This is a genomic window from Pseudoxanthomonas sp. 97-1-1 (assembly GCF_057773125.1).
This window is the reverse complement of the sequence record NZ_JBYMTJ010000001.1, coordinates 543,524-561,498: the sequence shown is the minus strand read 5'-3', so window position 1 is coordinate 561,498 and position 17,975 is coordinate 543,524. Positions and strand designations below refer to the sequence as shown.

Annotated in this window: 15 protein-coding genes; 11 read left to right on the top strand and 4 right to left on the bottom strand. The window is 65.5% G+C overall.

Annotation, left to right across the window (positions count from 1 at the left end; genetic code table 11):
• The first annotated feature begins 93 nt into the window (after positions 1–93).
• Complete coding sequence (locus AC3DET_RS02705; RefSeq protein ID WP_488390639.1) at positions 94–1,596, top strand: aldehyde dehydrogenase; 1,503 nt, start codon at positions 94–96, stop codon at positions 1,594–1,596.
• A gap of 279 nt (positions 1,597–1,875) precedes the next feature.
• Positions 1,876–3,153, top strand: a complete 1,278-nt coding sequence (locus AC3DET_RS02700; RefSeq protein ID WP_337730196.1) for an MFS transporter — start codon at positions 1,876–1,878, stop codon at positions 3,151–3,153.
• A 51-nt stretch (positions 3,154–3,204) separates the two neighbouring features.
• Here the strand turns inward: AC3DET_RS02700 and AC3DET_RS02695 are convergent, their stop codons facing one another.
• The 4 genes from AC3DET_RS02695 to AC3DET_RS02680 form a co-directional block, all read right to left on the bottom strand.
• Positions 3,205–3,666, bottom strand: coding sequence for a bacteriohemerythrin (locus AC3DET_RS02695; protein WP_337730195.1), 462 nt, complete (start codon positions 3,664–3,666; stop codon positions 3,205–3,207).
• Between the two features lie 282 nt (positions 3,667–3,948).
• Positions 3,949–5,253, bottom strand: coding sequence for a diguanylate cyclase (locus AC3DET_RS02690; protein ID WP_488390638.1), 1,305 nt, complete (start codon positions 5,251–5,253; stop codon positions 3,949–3,951).
• Between the two features lie 95 nt (positions 5,254–5,348).
• Positions 5,349–6,638 carry an NAD(P)/FAD-dependent oxidoreductase gene (locus AC3DET_RS02685; RefSeq protein WP_488390637.1) on the bottom strand — a complete coding sequence of 430 codons (1,290 nt, stop codon included), beginning with the start codon at positions 6,636–6,638 and terminating at the stop codon, positions 5,349–5,351.
• A gap of 154 nt (positions 6,639–6,792) precedes the next feature.
• A complete protein-coding gene (locus AC3DET_RS02680; RefSeq protein ID WP_488390636.1) occupies positions 6,793–8,172 on the bottom strand; it encodes a glutamine synthetase family protein in 1,380 nt (459 codons plus the stop codon).
• Here AC3DET_RS02680 and AC3DET_RS02675 point away from each other — a divergent pair.
• The 9 genes from AC3DET_RS02675 to AC3DET_RS02635 all read left to right on the top strand — a co-directional run bounded on the left by AC3DET_RS02675 (position 8,171) and on the right by AC3DET_RS02635 (position 17,683).
• Positions 8,171–8,350 (top strand): hypothetical protein, encoded by a 180-nt coding sequence (locus AC3DET_RS02675; protein WP_488390635.1) that lies wholly within the window; start codon positions 8,171–8,173, stop codon positions 8,348–8,350. The two genes, AC3DET_RS02680 and AC3DET_RS02675, sit on opposite strands and share 2 nt — an antisense overlap.
• 30 nt (positions 8,351–8,380) lie before the next feature.
• A complete protein-coding gene (locus AC3DET_RS02670) occupies positions 8,381–9,142 on the top strand; it encodes a gamma-glutamyl-gamma-aminobutyrate hydrolase family protein (protein WP_488390634.1) in 762 nt (253 codons plus the stop codon).
• A gap of 104 nt (positions 9,143–9,246) precedes the next feature.
• Entirely contained in the window at positions 9,247–10,638 is a 1,392-nt protein-coding gene (locus tag AC3DET_RS02665) for a glutamine synthetase family protein (RefSeq protein ID WP_337730190.1), read from the top strand.
• A gap of 150 nt (positions 10,639–10,788) precedes the next feature.
• Positions 10,789–12,153 (top strand): aspartate aminotransferase family protein, encoded by a 1,365-nt coding sequence (locus tag AC3DET_RS02660; RefSeq protein WP_488390633.1) that lies wholly within the window; start codon positions 10,789–10,791, stop codon positions 12,151–12,153.
• A gap of 91 nt (positions 12,154–12,244) precedes the next feature.
• Positions 12,245–13,360, top strand: a complete 1,116-nt coding sequence (locus AC3DET_RS02655) for a polyamine ABC transporter substrate-binding protein (RefSeq protein WP_337730188.1) — start codon at positions 12,245–12,247, stop codon at positions 13,358–13,360.
• Between the two features lie 204 nt (positions 13,361–13,564).
• Positions 13,565–14,686: a polyamine ABC transporter substrate-binding protein gene (locus AC3DET_RS02650; protein ID WP_192200704.1), complete on the top strand. Its 1,122-nt coding sequence runs from the start codon at positions 13,565–13,567 to the stop codon at positions 14,684–14,686.
• Between the two features lie 101 nt (positions 14,687–14,787).
• Positions 14,788–15,933, top strand: a complete 1,146-nt coding sequence (locus AC3DET_RS02645) for an ABC transporter ATP-binding protein (RefSeq protein ID WP_298124188.1) — start codon at positions 14,788–14,790, stop codon at positions 15,931–15,933.
• Complete coding sequence (locus AC3DET_RS02640; protein ID WP_192200706.1) at positions 15,930–16,844, top strand: ABC transporter permease subunit; 915 nt, start codon at positions 15,930–15,932, stop codon at positions 16,842–16,844. The genes AC3DET_RS02645 and AC3DET_RS02640 overlap by 4 nt, the downstream gene beginning before the upstream one ends.
• Positions 16,841–17,683 carry an ABC transporter permease subunit gene (locus AC3DET_RS02635; protein ID WP_446537411.1) on the top strand — a complete coding sequence of 281 codons (843 nt, stop codon included), beginning with the start codon at positions 16,841–16,843 and terminating at the stop codon, positions 17,681–17,683. The genes AC3DET_RS02640 and AC3DET_RS02635 overlap by 4 nt, the downstream gene beginning before the upstream one ends.
• Positions 17,684–17,975 lie beyond the last annotated feature (292 nt).

The following is a 17,975-nucleotide window of genomic DNA, read 5'->3' as shown; positions in this document are numbered from 1 at the left end:
GAGTTACCGGCATCGTGGACTCCGCCGAACACTCATCCGGCGCTTCGCGCCACCTTCTCCCGGTGGGAGAAGGGAACACAGCCAGGAGCTTCCATGAGCAACCCCCGCACGCAACAGGACTGGCAAGCGATGGCCGGCACGCTGTCGATCCGCACGCAGGCCTTCATCGACGGCAAGTACGTCGATGCCGCCTCGGGCAAGACCTTCGACTGCGTCAGCCCGATCGACGGGCGCGTGCTGGGCCGGGTCGCCGATGGGCAGGAAGAGGACATCAACCGCGCCGTCGCCGCCGCGCGACGCAGCTTCGATGCAGGCGCGTGGTCCAACGCGCGGCCGACGCATCGCAAGAAAGTGCTGCTCAAGCTCACCCAGTTGATCGAACAGCATGCGGACGAGCTGGCGCTGCTGGAATCGCTCGACATGGGCAAGCCGGTCAGCGACGCGCGCAGCGTCGATATCGCCGCCACCATCCGTTGCATGGGATGGACCGCCGAAGCGCTGGACAAGGTATATGGCGAAGTCGCCGCCACCGGCCAGGACGAACTGGGCCTGGTGACGCGCGAACCGTTGGGCGTGATCGGCGCGATCGTGCCGTGGAATTTCCCGCTGCTGATGGCGTCGTGGAAGCTCGCCCCGGCGCTGGCGATGGGCAACTCCATCGTGCTGAAGCCGTCGGAGAAATCGCCGCTGACCGCGATCCGCCTGGCCGAGCTCGCGATCGAAGCCGGCATCCCGGCGGGGGTGCTCAATGTGGTGCCCGGCTTCGGCAAGACCGCGGGGGAGCCGCTGGCGCTGCACATGGACGTGGACGGGCTGGTGTTCACCGGCTCCACCGCGGTCGGCAAGCGGCTGCTGCAGTGCGCGGGCCTGTCGAACATGAAGCGCGCGTACATGGAGTGCGGCGGCAAGAGTCCCAACCTCGTCTTCGCCGATGCGCACGACCTGGACGTAGCCGCGAAGGCCGCGGCGGGCGGCATCTTCTACAACCAGGGCGAAGTCTGCACCGCGGCCTCGCGCCTGCTGGTGGAGCGGTCGATCAAGGATGAGTTCGTCGCCCGCGTGGTCGAGGCCGGCAAGGCGATGCGTCCGCGCCATCCGCTGGATCCCGGCGCGCCGATGGGCGCGATGGTGGACGAAGGACAGACGCAGCGCGTGCTCGACTACATCGAGAAGGGCAAGGCCGAGGGCGCGAAGTTGGCGCTGGGTGGCCAGCGCGCCGACGTGGTGAGTGGTGGGTGCTATATCGAGCCGACCGTGTTCGACGATGTGGCGCACGAGCACACCATCAGCCGCGAGGAGATCTTCGGGCCGGTGCTGTCGGTGATCGCCTTCGACAGCGAGGAACAAGCCCTGCGCATGGCCAACGACAGCGAGTACGGGCTGGCGGCGGGCGTGTGGACGCGCGACATCAGCCGCGCGCACCGCGTGGCACGCAAGTTGCGTGCGGGCAGCGTGTGGGTGAACTACTGGGACGGCGGCGACATGACCGCGCCGTTCGGGGGCTACAAGCAGTCCGGCAACGGCCGCGACAAGTCGTTGCATGCCTTCGACAAGTACACGGAGATCAAGGCGACGTGGATCAATCTGGGGAGCTGACGAGGTACTCTTTCTCCCGGCAAGCGGGGGCCACGCTGTTCTTTCTCCCCGCGAGGCGGAAGACATGCTGTTCCTTCTCCCCGCAAGCGGGGAGAAGGTGCCCGGAGGGCGGATGAGGGGCGGGCGCGGCAATGAGCCGGGCGCGCAGCTCTCGCATCTCCGTTCGCCCCTCACCCGCCTTCGGCACCCTCTCCCCGCAGGCGGGGAGAGGGAAGTCCCAGCAAGCACCTCGGCTTGTGGTTCTGCCAGAATCGCCCCGACCCACCGATCGGCTACTCCATGACCGCCAGCGCCGCCGCTTCCACGCCCACCAACTCCCCCGGCCGCGTGCTGTTCGCCAGTCTGATCGGCACCACCATCGAATTCTTCGATTTCTACATCTACGCCACGGCGGCGGTACTGGTGTTTCCGCACCTGTTCTTCCCGCAGAGCGATCCGACGACGGCCACGCTGCAGTCCTTCGCGACCTTCGCACTGGCGTTCATCGCGCGGCCGGTGGGCTCGGCGTTGTTCGGGCACTTCGGCGACCGCGTGGGGCGCAAGGCGACGCTGGTGGCGGCGCTGCTGACGATGGGCATCTCGACGGTGGTAATCGGCCTGCTGCCGACCTACGCACAGGTCGGCATCATGGCGCCGATGCTGTTGGCGTTGTGCCGGCTGGGACAAGGCATCGGCCTGGGCGGCGAGTGGGGTGGCGCCGTGTTGCTGGCGACGGAGAACGCGCCGCCCGGAAAGCGTGCGTGGTACGGCATGTTCCCGCAACTCGGTGCGCCGATCGGCTTCCTCTGCTCCACCGGCATCTTCCTGCTGCTGACCCAGGTGATGACGGACGCGCAATTCCTGGCATGGGGTTGGCGCATCCCGTTCGTCGCCAGTGCGGCGCTGGTCTTCGTCGGTCTGTGGGTGCGGCTGCGGATCACCGAGACACCCGATTTCCAGAAGGCGCTGGATCGCGACGAGCGCGTCAAGGTGCCGATGCTCACCACGGTGCGCGAACATCCCTTTGCGCTGCTGACCGGAACGTTCGCGCTGGTGGCGACGTTCGTGCTGTTCTATCTGATGACCGTGTTCGCGCTGAGCTGGGGCACGTCGAAGCTGGGCTACTCGCGCGAGCATTTCCTGCTGCTGCAGATGGTCGGCGTACTGTTCTTCGCGCTGACGATTCCGCTGTCCGCACTGTATGCCGACCGCTTCGGGCGTCGCAACGCGATGATCGTGGCCACGCTGCTGATCATCGGTTTCGGGTTCGTTTTCGCCCCGCTGCTGGAATCCGGCAGCGACCTCGGCGTGCTCGCGTTCCTGGCGCTGGGGCTGGGCGCGATGGGGCTGACGTACGGTCCCTGCGGGACGATCCTCGCGGAGATGTTTCCCACAGCGGTGCGCTATACCGGCGCGTCGCTGGCATTCAACCTGGCGGGCATCCTCGGCGCGTCGCCCGCGCCCTACATCGCCACGCGCCTCGGCGAACGCTATGGCCTGGCATCGGTGGGCGGGTATCTGGCCGCGATGGCGGTACTGACATTGCTGGCGCTGCTGGTGATGCCGCGCCGCAGGTAGCGTGCGCCATGTGCGGGGCCGTGCGATGCGGGTGAGCGCGCGCGGTGCACGCTAGCCGAACAGTCGCTTCACGGTGCGGCTCAGCCAACCGCCCTGCTGGTGGTCCTTCACGAACTGGTTGAGATGGCGCTTCACGGAATCCGCGTAGGCCTTGTCGTCGTTGCGGATGTGATTGAACAGCCAGCGCGACAGCATGCTGCGCAGTTCGTCCACGATGTCCTCGCCGGCCTCGAAGCGCAGGCGGTATTCGGAAACGCGCTTGGTGAACACTTCATGCACGCGCTTGTGCGCAGCGCTGAAGGGATAGCCCGCTTCCTCCATCAGTTCCTCCTCGAATGCGAAGTGCGATAGCGTGTAGTCGACCAGTTCATCGATCACCTCGGCCACGGCGAAGCGTTCCATCGACTTCTGGGTGATGTGCAGGTGGTTGATCATCTCCACGATGCGGCGGTGCTGGCCATCGATGATGTCGATGCCCGTATCCATGTCGTCCTGCCAGATCAGCAGTGTCATGAGCGTGTCCCCTGCCGGCGGATGCCGGAATGCAGGGGCAATCTAGGTGTGCGCCTGTGTCGCGGCATTGATCGGGATCAATGCCGCGACAGGTGGCCGCAGCAGAGGTTGGCCCTTGTAGGAGCGACGTGAGTCGCGACCATAGACCCAACGGATTCGGCAGACTCGGGTTCTGCCGACGTCGTTCTCGGTGTTGTGCCGGCTTTTCCAGCGTCGACCCGACGCGGTTGTATCGACTTTGCGGTCGCGACTCACGTCGCTCCTACACAAGAGCAACGCCCGTCAGCCGCTGGACACCACCCGGTTCCGCCCACCCGCCTTTGCCAGGTAGAGGCGTCGGTCAGCTTCGCTGAGCAGGTGATTGAGCGTCTGGCCCGGGAAACGCGTCCGGAAGACGCCGATGCTGACCGTCATGCGCAGCTTGTGGCTGCCGATGTCGACTTCCAGCGCTTCTATCGCGGTGCGCAGCGATTCGAAATACTCCACCGCTTCGCTTTCACCCAGGTAGGGCACCAGTGCACAGAACTCCTCGCCGCCGAAACGGGCGACCAGATCCTGCGTGCCGGCGTGACGGGCGATGGTCTGGGCCACCGCCTTGAGCGCCACGTCGCCGGCTTCGTGGCCGTAGGTGTCGTTGATGTGCTTGAAGTGGTCGATATCGATGATCGCCGACGTCACCGACTGCTGCCGTCCCAACGTATTGGGCAGCAGTGCGTGGCATTCGGCCAGGAAGTGGCGGCGGTTGGGCAGGCCGGTGAGGAAGTCGCGCGTGGCCAGGTCCTGCAGCGTGCCAATCAGTTCCAGCTGGTCGATGTTCTGCGAGACGCGGCAGAAGAATTCTTCGCGCGAGAAGGGCTTGTGCAGGAAGTCGTTGGCGCCGCTCTTGAGGAAGCGCGGCACCAGGCTGCCATCGCTGGTGCCCGAAATGCCGATGATCGCCAGGTGGTCGCGCGCATGCCGTGCACGCAGGCGCCGGGTGAACTCATGCCCCTTCATGCCGGGCATTTCCTGGTCGACGATGGCCAGACGGATGTCCGGGTTGGCATCCAGCATCGTCAGGCCGGCCTCTCCATCCGCCGCTTCCACCACGCGGAAACCGTACATCGACAGCAGCGCCGCCGCATGCTGGCGGGCCGAGCGCGAGTCGTCGACGATCAGCGCGGCGATGCGGCGATTGCGTTCCAGCCGCTGCACCAGCCAGACCAGGTAATCGATGCTGCCCGGCGTGTTCTTGAGTACGTAGTCCACGACCTGCCGTCGCAGCACCTGTTCGCGCAGGCCGTCGTCGTAGACGCCGCTCACCACCACCGTGGGCAAGTGGCGCGAGAGGAAGAACTCCACCACCTCGTCGTGGCTGCCGTCGGCCAGCACCAGGCTGGTGACCACCATGAACCAGTCCGGATGCTTCTCCAACGTCGCGCGCGCCTCGCCGAGGGTCGAGGCATAGACCACCGGGAGACTGAGTTTCTGCTCGATGGCCTCGCCGATCAGCCGCGCATGCGTGCGCGAGTTCTCCACCACCAGGATGCGTTGTGGCAGGGGCGAATTGCTTGCAGGGGCGGTTGGAACACGCAGGGGTGTCGGCATCGTCATCGGCGCCACGGGGTATCCATGTACCCGTTATCGGCCGCTCCGTGAGGGACTTGAGAGCGCCGTCACGAAAACCGGTGCGTGCAGCGGCGTCACCAGAGGGCGTCGCGAAGCTTGTACCAGGCCATCGCGGCGACCAGGAGCGGGGTGCGCAGGGCGCGTCCGCCGGGGAAGGGGTGATGGCGGATCCTGGCGAACAGGTCCAGCCGTTCGGCCTGTCCGCGGATGGCATCGGCGATCACGGTACCGGCCAGCCCGGCGGCGATCACGCCATGGCCCGAGAAGCCCTGCGCGAAGTACAGGTTCGGTGTCAGACGGCCCCAGTGCGGGGCGCGGTTGAGGGATATGTCGATCATTCCGCCCCACAGATACTCGATGCCCACGTCGCGCAACTGCGGGAAGACGCGATGCATGCGCCGCGTCATCACGCCGCGCAGGTTGGGTGGCGTCATCGTCGAGTAGCTCGCGCGCCCACCGAACAGCAGGCGGTGGTCGCGGCCAAGACGGAAGTAGTCCAGCGCCCAGTTGGTGTCGGCCACGGCCATGTCGTTGCGGATCAGCTCGCGCGCACGCGCCTCGCCCAGCGGGGGCGTGGCGGCGATGTAAGTGCCGACCGGCATCATCCGCGATTCCAGTTCGGGCGCGATGCCGCGCAGCAGCGCGTTGCCGGCGAGGATGACCGTGTCGCAGACGACTTCGCCGCGGGCGGTCTTCAGCACGGGTCGCGCACCACGGACCAGTTGGATGACGCGCGAGCCTTCGAAGATCCGCGCGCCGGCGGCCAGCGCCGCACGACCCAGGCCAAGCGCATAGGCGAGCGGATGCAGGTGGCCGCTCAGCGGGTCGTACATCGCGCCCAGGTAGCGGTCACTGGCCAACTCGGCGCGCAGCCGCTCGCGGCTCCACCACTGCACGGGGTGGCCGTAGCGTGTGTTGAAGTCCTCGATCGCGTGCTCGACCTCGCGCTGTTGGCGCGGCTTGATCGGCACGGTGGCGTGGCCATCGCGCCAATCGCAGTCGATCCCGTGCCGGTCGATGCGACCCCGCAGCCAGCGCAGGCCGTCCAGCGACAGGTCGAACATCTTCTTCGCGTCGTCGAAACCGACCAGCGCTTCCAGCTTCGCTTCGCCGCAGCTGAAACCGGCGATCGCCTGCCCGCCGTTGCGCCCCGACGCGCCCCAGCCGATGCGCTCGGCTTCCAGCACGACGACCTTGTAGCCGGCTTCCGCCAGTTCCAGAGCTGCCGACAGGCCGGTATAGCCGGCACCGAGGATGCAGACATCGGCGTCCACGCGCCCCTGCAGCACCGGTTGCGCAGGTAATGGCGTGGCGCTGGCGGCGTACCAGCTGTCGGGGTAGGACATGCCGGGGGAGACGGTCATGACGTTTCCCTGCCGTCATTCCGGCGGACGCCGGAATCCACGTTGCTGTTTCGCTGTCCGGCAGCAGCGAGAGCAAGATGGATGACCCGCCATTCGGCGGCTGAGAGCCCGGCGTACGCCGGAATGACGGCTGGAAGAGCGCGCGACATTCGTCTCACACCGACCGCAGGTACCACGCGTACTCCAGATCCGTCACCTCGGTATAGAAGCTGTGCATCTCCTTGAGCTTCTGCTGGCCGTAGATGTGCTGGAACGACGTGCCGAACTGCGCGCGGATGAACTCGCTGCCCATGAACGATCCGATGGCCTCGCGCCAGAACGGAGTGCGGATCTCGGTCTGGTCGTAGGCGTTGCCGGTCACCGGAGGACCGGGGTCGAAACCCTCCTCCATGCCGTGCAACATGCCGGCGAGCACCGCTGCGGTGACCAGGTAGATGTTGGCATCGGCACCGGCGATGCGGTGCTCGATGCGCGTGTTGGCTTCGTCGCTGTGCGGGATGCGCATGGCGACGGTGCGGTTGTTGTAGCCCCACACGTCGTTGAGCGGCACGAACGCATTCAGCACGAAGCGGCGGTAGCTGTTGGCATGCGGTGCGAACAGCAGCAGGCAGTCCTGGTCGCTGCGCTGCAGGCCGCCGATGGCGTGCTTCAGGGCCTCTGCCGGCGCTGAAGGCGGCGAGGCGAAGATGTTGCGATCGCTGGCATCCAGCACGCTGGCATGGATATGCATGCCGCTGCCGGCCTGCTCGGCGAACGGCTTGGCCATGAAGCTGGCCATCAGTCCCTGCTGCTGCGCGGCGGCCTTGATCGCGCGCTTCAGGTAGATCGCATCGTCGCAGGCGAGCAGGGCGTCGTCGCGGTGCTTGAGGTTGATCTCGAACTGTCCCGGCGCGTACTCGGCCACCGCCGTGTCGGCGGGAATGCGCTGCGCCCGGCAGATGGCGGCCACCGCATCGGTGAAGCCCCGGTAGTCGTTGAGGTCTTCCATGTAGTAGACCTGCGTGCTGGTGTTGCGCTGGCCGGTCGCCGGATTGATCGAGGTGCGTGGGCGGCCGGCGTCATCCATGCGCTGGTCGAACAGGTAGAACTCCAGTTCCACCGCCACCACCGGCTTCAGCCCGCGTGCGGCGTAACGCGCCAGCACGCGCCTGAGCACTTCGCGCGGATTGGCCTCGAACATGCCGCCCTGCGCATCCTCCATGCTCAACAACAGTTGCGCAGCCGGGCGTGGCGACCACGGCACCGGCCGCAGCGAACCGGGCACGGGCCGGCACACGCGGTCCTCGTCGCCGATGTCGTAGCCCAGGCCGGTTTCCTCCACGGTGTTGCCGGTGATGTCGGTGGCGATCAGCGACATCGGCAGGCACACGCCGTCGCGGTACACCTTCTCCAGTGCATCACGGGTAACGCGCTTGCCGCGCAGCAGGCCGTTCATGTCCGGCAGCAGCAGGTCGATCTGCTCGCAATCGGGGATCGAGGCCAGCGTGGCGGCGTCGTCGACAGGCAGGGAAGGCGCGGCGGAATCGGGGCGCATGATGGTGTTCCTGGAGGCTGCGGGCAGCTTAGCAGAGCTGCCGGTGCGTCAAGAATACTCAACGCCTGAATTCCTTCAGGTCGATGAAATGCCCGAAATTGGTGCCGCAGCGCACCATATCGGCGCCGAAAACGCCATCCTGGCGTGTCGTGTTGTAAAAATAAAACGGCCGGGTTAACTTGCCTGCAAGCCACTTCGGGCTTCCTGCATGACCCCGCTGCCGCGGGTCGGTCTGCCGACCGACCACAAGCAAATCGGTGCACATCCCTTCCTCGCTGTCGGCGAGAAATATGTGCGCGCGGTGGTCGACGGGGCAGGCTGCCTGCCGCTGCTGGTGCCCACGCTGGACCCGGTGCTGCCGCTGCGCCAGGTGCTGGAGGGACTCGATGGCCTGCTGCTGACCGGCGCGGTCAGCAATATCGAACCGCATCATTACAGCGACGAATCCAGCTACGAAGGCAACCTGCTGGATCCCCGCCGCGATGCCACCAACCTGCCGCTGATCCCGCTGGCGATCGAGATGGGTGTGCCGGTGCTGGCGATCTGCCGCGGCTTCCAGGAAGTCAACGTCGCCTTCGGGGGCAGCCTGTACCAGAAAGTGCACGAGCAGCCCGGCTTCATGGATCATCGCGAGAACAGGGACGATCCGCTGGACGTGCAGTACGGCCCTGCGCACGACATCGCGCTGGTGCCGGGTGGCGTGCTGGCCACGCTGGTCGGTGACACGCGTGCCACCGTCAATTCGCTGCATGGCCAGGGCGTGCGCCGCCTGGGCGAAGGGCTGGTCGTCGAAGCGCAGGCGCCGGATGGACTGATCGAGGCGTTCCGCCACGACGGCGCCGCCTTCATGCTGGCCGTGCAGTGGCACCCCGAATGGAAGGTCGCCGAAAACCGGTTCTACCTTGCGCTTTTCCGGGCATTCGGCGACGCCTGTCGCGCCCGTGCGGCAGGGCGCGGAGGCGTGGCATGAAGCGGCGGCATCCACCGCCATGGGAGGGCGGGCGCTGAAGCGCCCGTATCCAATGCCGCCGGCCGTCCCGCGCCGGTGCCTCCCTTCCCAGGACCGTGTTCCCCATGAGCCAGAAACAGACACAGCGAAAGAAAGCCGCCGCCGCCGAGCCTTCCGAGAGTTCACTGCGCCGCTGGCTGAAAGAGCGCAGCATCACCGAGGTCGAGTGCCTGGTACCCGACATCACCGGCATCGCGCGCGGCAAGATCATCCCCGCCGACAAGTTCAGCCATGACTACGGCACGCGCCTCCCCGAAGGCATCTTCGCCACCACCGTCACCGGCGATTACCCCGACGACTATTACGAGCTGACCTCGCCGTCGGACTCGGACATGTTCCTGCGGCCCGACCCCGACACCGTGCGTATGGTGCCGTGGGCCACCGACCCCACCGCGCAGGTGATCCACGACTGCCACACCAAGGATGGCAAGCCGCACGACCTGGCCCCGCGCAACGTGCTGCGGCGTGTGCTGGCCGCGTACGAGAAGGAAGGGCTGCGCCCGGTGGTGGCACCGGAGCTGGAGTTCTTCCTGGTGCAGAAGAACACCGATCCGGATTTCCCGCTGCTGCCACCCGCCGGTCGCTCCGGCCGCCCCGAAACCGCGCGGCAGTCGTACTCCATCGATGCGGTCAACGAGTTCGACCCCATCCTTGACCTGATGTACGACTACTGCGATGCGATGGAGCTGGACGTGGATACGCTGATCCACGAATCCGGCGCTGCGCAGCTGGAAGTCAACTTCACCCACGACGATGCCCTGTCGCGCGCCGACCAGGTGTTCCTGTTCAAGCGCACGATGCGCGAAGCGGCGATGCGGCATGGCGTGTACGCCACCTTCCTGGCCAAGCCGATGGAAAACGAGCCCGGCAGCGCCATGCATATCCACCAGAGCCTGCTGGACGTGAAGACCGGCCGCAACGTGTTCACCGGCAAGACCGAGGGCAAGGGCAGCAAGCTGTTCGGCCATTACCTGGGCGGCCTGCAGAAGTACGTGCCGATGGCGATGGCGTTCTTCGGTCCCAACGTCAACTCCTACCGGCGGCTGGCGCTGGGTCAGGTGGCGCCGATCAACGTGCAGTGGGGTTACGACAACCGTACCTGCGGCCTGCGCGTGCCGATGGACACGCCGGAAAACATGCGGGTGGAAAGCCGCTTTGCCGGTTCCGATGCCAATCCGTATCTCGCCATGGCCGGCACGCTGGCCTGCGGCCTGCTGGGCATCCGCGAACAGCTCAAGCCGACCGAACCGCTGTCCAGCAGTGCGCAGGACATCGGCTTCGAGCTGCCGCGCTCGCTGGGCGAGGCGCTGGACGAACTGGAAGGCTGCAAGCCGCTGCAGGACCTGATGGGCGCGCGTTTCGTGCGTGCCTACGTGTCGGTGAAGCGCAAGGAATACGAGACCTTCTTCCGCGTGATCAGTTCGTGGGAGCGGGAGTTCCTGTTGTTGAACGTCTGAATGCTGTTCCCTTCTCCCGCCGGGAGAAGGTGGCGCGAAGCGCCGGATGAGGGTACGGCGGCATCGGGATGATTCACCGCCGATGGTTCTGCCGGACCCTCACCCCAACCCCTCTCCCAATGGGAAAGGGGCCCAATCATTGGAGCGTGTATGAACCAACTCGACACCCGCACCCTGCAGAAGCTCGATGCCGAGCACCACCTGCATCCGTTCAACGACAACGCCGCGCTGGCGAAGAAAGGCACGCGCATCCTCACCAAGGGGGAGGGTTGCTACGTGTGGGATGCGGAAGGCAACCAGCTGCTCGATGCGTTCGCCGGCCTGTGGTGCGTCAACATCGGGTATGGGCGCAAGGAACTGGGCGAGGTGGCGTCGAAGCAGATGACGCAGCTGGCCTACTACAACAGCTTCTTCCAGTGCACCACCGAGCCGACGATCGCACTGGCGGCGAAGCTGGCCGAGCTGGCGCCGGGCGATCTCAATCACTCCTTCTTCGTCAATTCCGGGTCGGAGGCCAACGACACCATCCTGCGCCTGGTCCGCCATTTCTGGGCCGTGCAGGACAAGCCGCAGAAGAACATCTTCATCGGCCGCCACGATGGCTACCACGGCACCACCATGGCCGGCGCCAGCCTCGGTGGCATGAAGGGCATGCACAAGCAGGGCGGGTTGCCGATCCCCGACATCCACCACATCGATCCTCCGTTCTGGTTCGCAGACGGCGGCGACATGGACGAGGACGAGTACGGGCTGGTCGCCGCGCGCCGGCTGGAGGACAAGATCCTCGAACTCGGCCCGGACCGCGTGGCCGCCTTCATCGGCGAGCCCATCATGGGTGCCATCGGTGTCTACATTCCGCCGAAGACCTACTGGCCCGAGATCGAGCGCATCTGCCGCAAGTACGACGTGCTGCTGGTGGCCGACGAAGTGATCTGCGGTTTCGGCCGCACCGGCGAGTGGTTCGGTTCGCAGTACTTCGGTTTCCAGCCGGACATCATGCCGGTGGCCAAGGGCATCACCTCCGGCTACATCCCGCTGGGCGCGGCGATGTTCAACGACCGCGTGGCCAAGGTGCTGAAGGAGCAGGGCGGCGAACTGGCGCACGGGGCCACGTACTCGGGCCACCCGGTGTGCGCGGCGGTGGCGCTGGAGAACATCCGCATCCTCCAGGACGAGAAGATCGTCGAGCGCGCGAAGACCGAAGTCGCGCCCTACCTGGCGCAGCGCTGGGCCGAGCTGGGCGAACACCGGCTGGTCGGGCAGGCGCGCATCGCCGGCATGGTCGGCGCGCTGGAACTGGTGCCGGACAAGCGCAAGCGCGCGTTCTTCCCCGAGCGCGGCACCGTCGGTCCTCGCTGCCGCGACCACGCGCTCAGGCACGGGCTGATCCTGCGCGCCACCTGGGACGCGATGCTGCTGTCGCCCCCGCTGGTGATCACCCGTACGCAGGTGGACGAGCTGTTCGACAAGACATGGAAGGCGCTCAACGACACTGCCGACGATCTGGGGCTGTGAGGCCGCGCCGCGATGCGTGCGCTGCGTCACGGCGTCGCGGCCCGGGCGTATGATGTTTCCATCCCCCGATCCTGATTCCATGGAGACCCCGATGAAGCTCAAGACCCTCACCGTCATGCTGGCCGCCGCCGTGCTGGCAGCCTGTGGCGGCAAGGACGGGCAGGCCACGGCCGACGCGCCCTCGAAGACCCTCAACGTCTACAACTGGTCCGACTACATCGCCGAGGACACGATCCCGAACTTCGAGCAGCAGTCGGGCGTCAAGGTCACCTACGACGTGTTCGACAGCGACGAGATGGTCGAGACCAAGCTGCTGGCCGGCAGCAGTGGTTACGACGTGGTGGTGCCTTCGCTGAGCTTCCTGGGACGGCAGATCCAGGCCGGTGTGTTCCTGCCGCTGGACAAGAGCAAGCTCCCGAACCTGAAGAACCTCGACCCGAAGATGCTCGAGCGCATCGCGCTGCAGGACCCGGGCAACCAGTACGCCGTGCCCTACCTCTGGGGCACAAGCGGCATCGGCTACAACGTCGACAAGATCAAGGCCATCTTCGGCGACACCGCCGTGACCGGCAGCTGGGACGTGGTGTTCAAGCCGGAGAACGCGGCCAAGCTGAAGGACTGCGGCATCACGGTGCTGGACACGCCGTCGGAGCTGATCCCGATTGCGCTGAACTACCTGGGCGAAGATCCGCACAGTTTCGATCCGGCCACCATCGACAAGGCGGCGGCGCTGCTGAAGTCGATCCGCCCCTATATCCGCAACTTCCACTCTTCCTCGTACATCAACGACCTGGCCAACGGCGATGTCTGCCTGGTGGTGGGCTGGTCGGGCGACATCATCCAGGCGCGCGACCGCGCCGCCGAAGCGGGCAACGGCGTCAACGTGGCGTACTCGATCCCGAAGGAAGGCGCGCCGCAGTGGTTCGACATGCTGGCCATCCCGAAGGATGCGAAGAATGTCGACAATGCCTACGCCTTCATCAACTACCTGCTCGACCCGAAGGTGGCGGCGGCGAACACCAACTACGTGACCTATCCGAACCCGGTGCCGGCGTCCCGGCCGCTGGTCGAGAAAAGCATCGCGGATGATCCGACGATCTATCCGCCGGCGGACGTGGACGCGAAACTGTTCACCTTCGCGGTGCTGCCGCCGGAAGTGGATCGCCAGTACACGCGCATCTGGACGGAGCTGAAGACCGGACGCTGACACACACGAGGGCGCGGGCCATGACGGACGCGCCCTTCGTCATCGTGGCGTCACCCACGGGAGCGGGTGGCGACACAGGGGAGGGGAGAAGGGGAGCAACGCCGGCACGGAACAGGCCATTGCAATGACAGCATGCCCGCGGCGGCCCCAGGCCGGTACGGGACCACATCAAGCCGCCCTTGCGGGCCGAACGGAGAGAGATTGATGAAACTGCGCGTACTGGCAACCACCCTGGCCCTGTGCACCCTCGCCGCATGCGGCGGAAAACCCGCCGGGGAAGGCGGCACCGACACCGGCGGCGCCAAGCAGGTCAACGTCTACAACTGGTCCGACTACATCGCCGAAGACACCATCCCGAACTTCGAGAAGAGCACCGGCATCAAGGTGACCTACGACGTGTTCGACAGCAACGAGGTGCTGGAAACCAAGCTGCTGGCGGGCAGCAGCGGTTACGACGTGGTGGTGCCGACGATGAACTTCCTCGGCCGGCAGATCCAGGCCGGCGTGTTCCTGCCGCTGGACAAGAGCAAGATCCCCAACTACGCCAACCTCGACCCGGCCATCATGAAGCGGCTGGAGAACCAGGACCCCGGCAACCAGCACGCCATTCCCTACATGTGGGGCACTACCGGCATCGGCTACAACGTCGACAAGGTGAAGGCGGCCTTCGGCAACACCGACATCGCCAACAGCCTGGACATCGTGTTCAAGCCCGAGAACATTTCCAAGCTGAAGGACTGCGGCGTGACCTTCCTGGATACGCCTTCGGAGATCATCCCGATTGCGCTCAACTACCTGGGCGAGGATCCCAACAGCCAGGACGCGGCGGTGATCGACAAGGCCGCCGCGCTGCTGAAGACGATCCGCCCGTACATCACCAATTTCCATTCCTCGCAGTACATCGATGCGATGGCCAATGGCGACACCTGCCTGGTGGTGGGCTGGTCGGGTGACATCATCCAGGCGCGCGACCGCGCCGCCGAAGCGGGCAACGGCGTCAACATCGCCTATGCCATCCCGAAGGAAGGCGCGCCGCAATGGTTCGACATGCTGGCCATCCCGAAGGGCGCCAAGCACATCGATGAGGCCTATGCCTTCATCAACTACCTGCTCGACCCGCAGGTGATGGCGAACAATTCGAACTTCATCAGCTATCCGAACGCGATCCCCAAGGCGAAGGACCTGATGGAGAAGACGATCACCGAGGATCCGACGATCTATCCGACGCCCGAGGTGGAGGCGAAGCTGTTCACCTTCGCCATCATCCCGCCGGAAGTGGACCGCCAGTACACCCGCATCTGGACGGAACTGAAGACCGGCAAGTAAGCGCCGCGGCCGGTACGGGCGATGCCCGTGCCGGTGTCCGGCGGACCCACGCGATATATCGATGGCCGGCGCCCACGCGGTCCGGCGACCAGGGGAATTCCATGGCGGCAGAACAGGGCAACGGCGGCAAGGACGCGGGGCAGGGCGGCAAGGCGAACCCGCAGGAGTACCTGCGCATCGTCGACGTGCGCAAGGAGTTCGACGGCTTCGTCGCCGTGGACGACACCAACCTGACGATCCGCAAGGGCGAGATCTTCGCGTTGCTGGGTGGATCGGGCAGCGGCAAGTCGACGCTGCTGCGATGCCTCGCCGGTTTCGAGAAGCCCTCGTCCGGCAAGATCTACCTGGATGGGCAACTGCTCAACGACCTGCCGCCGTATGAGCGGCCGCTCAACATGATGTTCCAGTCCTACGCGCTGTTCCCGCACATGACGGTCGAGCAGAACATCGCCTTCGGCCTGAAGCAGGACGGCCTGTCGAAGGACGCGATCAGGAAGCGCGTGGAGGAGATGCTGGCGCTGGTACAGCTGGGCAAACTGGCCAAACGCAAACCGCACCAGTTGTCCGGTGGCCAGCAACAGCGCGTCGCGCTGGCGCGCTCGCTGGCGAAGGGCCCGAAGCTGTTGCTGCTGGATGAACCGATGGGCGCGCTGGACAAGAAGCTGCGCTCGCAGATGCAGCTGGAGCTGGTCAGCATCATCGAGAAGTCGGGCGTGACCTGCGTGATGGTCACCCACGACCAGGAAGAGGCCATGACCATGGCCACCCGCATCGCGCTGATGGACCAGGGCTGGATCCGCCAGGTCGGCACGCCGGACGAAATCTACGAGCAGCCGACCAGCCGCTTCGCCGCCGAGTTCATCGGCTCGGTCAACCTGATCGAAGGCGTGGTGGAGGAAGACGAAGCCGACTACGTCACCATCCGTTCGCCGCAACTGCCGGACCCGATCTACATCGGCCATGGCATCTCGGGCTTCGAAGGACAGGAGGTCGGCTTCGCGGTACGGCCGGAAAAGCTGGGCATCGGCAAGCAGGAACCCGAACAGCCGCACAACAAGGCGAAGGGCGTGATCGAGGACATCGCCTATTTCGGCAGCCACTCGGTCTACCACGTGCGCCTGCCGAGCGGGTACAAGTTCATGGCCAACTTCGCCAACGTGCAGCGCTGGGCCAGCGAAGGCCTGACCTGGAACGACGAAGTCTGGGTGTGGTGGGGCGACAACGACGGCGTGGTGCTGACCTCATGAACATCCTCCGTTCCCTGGGCAAGCGCCTGCCGGGGCCGCGCTGGGGCGTCATCTCGGTGCCCTACGTGTGGCTGCTGCTGTTCTTCGCCATCCCGTTCCTGATCGTGCTGAAGATCTCGTTCGCCAAGCTGGCGATCGCGATGCCGCCGTACACGCCCATCCTCGAGTACATCGACGAGGCGTTGACACTCAAGCTCAACCTGGGCAACTACACCGCGCTGTTCACCGACTCGCAGTACATCCAGGCGTATCTGAGCTCGATCAAGATCGCCGCCATCTCCACCTTCCTCGCGCTGCTGGTGGCGTACCCGATCGCCTACGTCATCGCACGCCTGCCACCGTCGTCGCGCAACATCGCGATGATGCTGGTGGTGCTGCCGTCGTGGACGTCGTTCCTGATCCGCGTCTACGCATGGATCGGCATCCTCAAGAACAACGGCCTGCTCAACAACCTGCTGATGAAGATCGGCATCATCGACGAGCCCCTGCAGATCCTGTACACCCCGCTCGCGGCGTACATCGGCATCGTCTACTGCTACCTGCCGTTCATGGTGTTGCCGCTGTACACCAACCTAGTGAAGCACGACAACCGCCTGCTGGAGGCCGCCTACGACCTGGGTGCGAAACCCTGGAAGGCGTTCTTCACCATCACGCTGCCCCTGTCCAAGGCCGGCATCATCGCGGGGTGCATGCTGGTGATGATCCCGGCGGTGGGGGAATTCGTGATTCCCGAACTGCTCGGTGGCCCGGACACGCTGATGATCGGCCGCGTGCTGTGGGGCGAGTTCTTCAACAACCGCGACTGGCCCGCGGCGTCGGCGGTGGCCATCGTCATGCTGATCCTGCTGCTGGTCCCCATCCTGATCTTCAACCGCGTACAGCAACGCGAGCTGGAAGGGAGGCTGACATGAGCCGCGTCGGACAACGTACCGTCAACTGGCTGGTGCTCGGGCTGGGTTTCGCTTTCCTGTACGTGCCGGTCTTCATCCTGATGGTGTACTCCTTCAACGAATCGCGCCTGGCCACGGTGTGGTCGGGCTTCTCGTTCAAGTGGTACGGCGAGCTGTTCCGCGACGAGAAGATGCTGCGTGCCGCCTGGATCAGCATCAAGGTGGCGTTCTGGACCGCCAGTGCCGCGGTGGTACTGGGCACGATGGCGGCGCTGGTGATGACCCGCATGCGCCGTTTCCCCGGCAAGACCCTGTTCGGTGCGCTGATCACCGCGCCGCTGGTGATGCCGGAGGTGATCATCGGCCTGTCGATCCTGCTGATGTTCGTGTCGCTGGGGCAATTCATAGGCTTCAAGCCGGGCGGCATCCTGTCGATCTGGATCGCGCACGTCACCTTCACCCTGGCCTTCGTCACCGTCGTCGTGTCCTCGCGCCTGTCGGAACTGGACAAGTCGCTGGAGGAAGCCGCGATGGACCTGGGTGCCAACCGCATCAAGGTGTTCTTCCTGATCACGTTGCCCATCATCGCGCCCGCCCTGGTGTCCGGCTGGCTGCTCGCCTTCACGCTGTCGCTGGACGATGTGGTGATCGCCAGCTTCGTCGCCGGTCCGAGTTCGACCACATTGCCGATCGAGGTGTTCTCGTCGGTGCGGCGGGGCCTGAGCCCGAAGATCAATGCGCTCGCCACCTTGATGATCCTGGTGGTCAGCGTGGCGGCATTCCTGGGCTGGTGGTTCATGTATCGCGAGGAGAAGCGTCGCCAGCGCGACGTGCAACTGGCGTTGCAGGAGAACGGATAGCAATCGGGAGGAGGATGGGCGGGTCGCCGATGGCACGTCGCAGCGCTTGCCCGTCATCCCAGCGTAGGCCGGGATCCAACTTGCTTCTGTCCTGGATCCTGTGGGATTACGCGAAAGTCAAAATGGATCCCGGCTTGCGCTTGGATGACGGTGGAGGAGTCCTGGAACGTCAACGGGCGTTGCAGGAGAACGGGTGGCAAGTTGGAAGCGGGTGGCAGGTCGCGGATGGCATGACCAGCGCTTGCCCGTCATCCCAGCGTACGCTGGGATCCAACTTGCTTCTGTCTGGGAT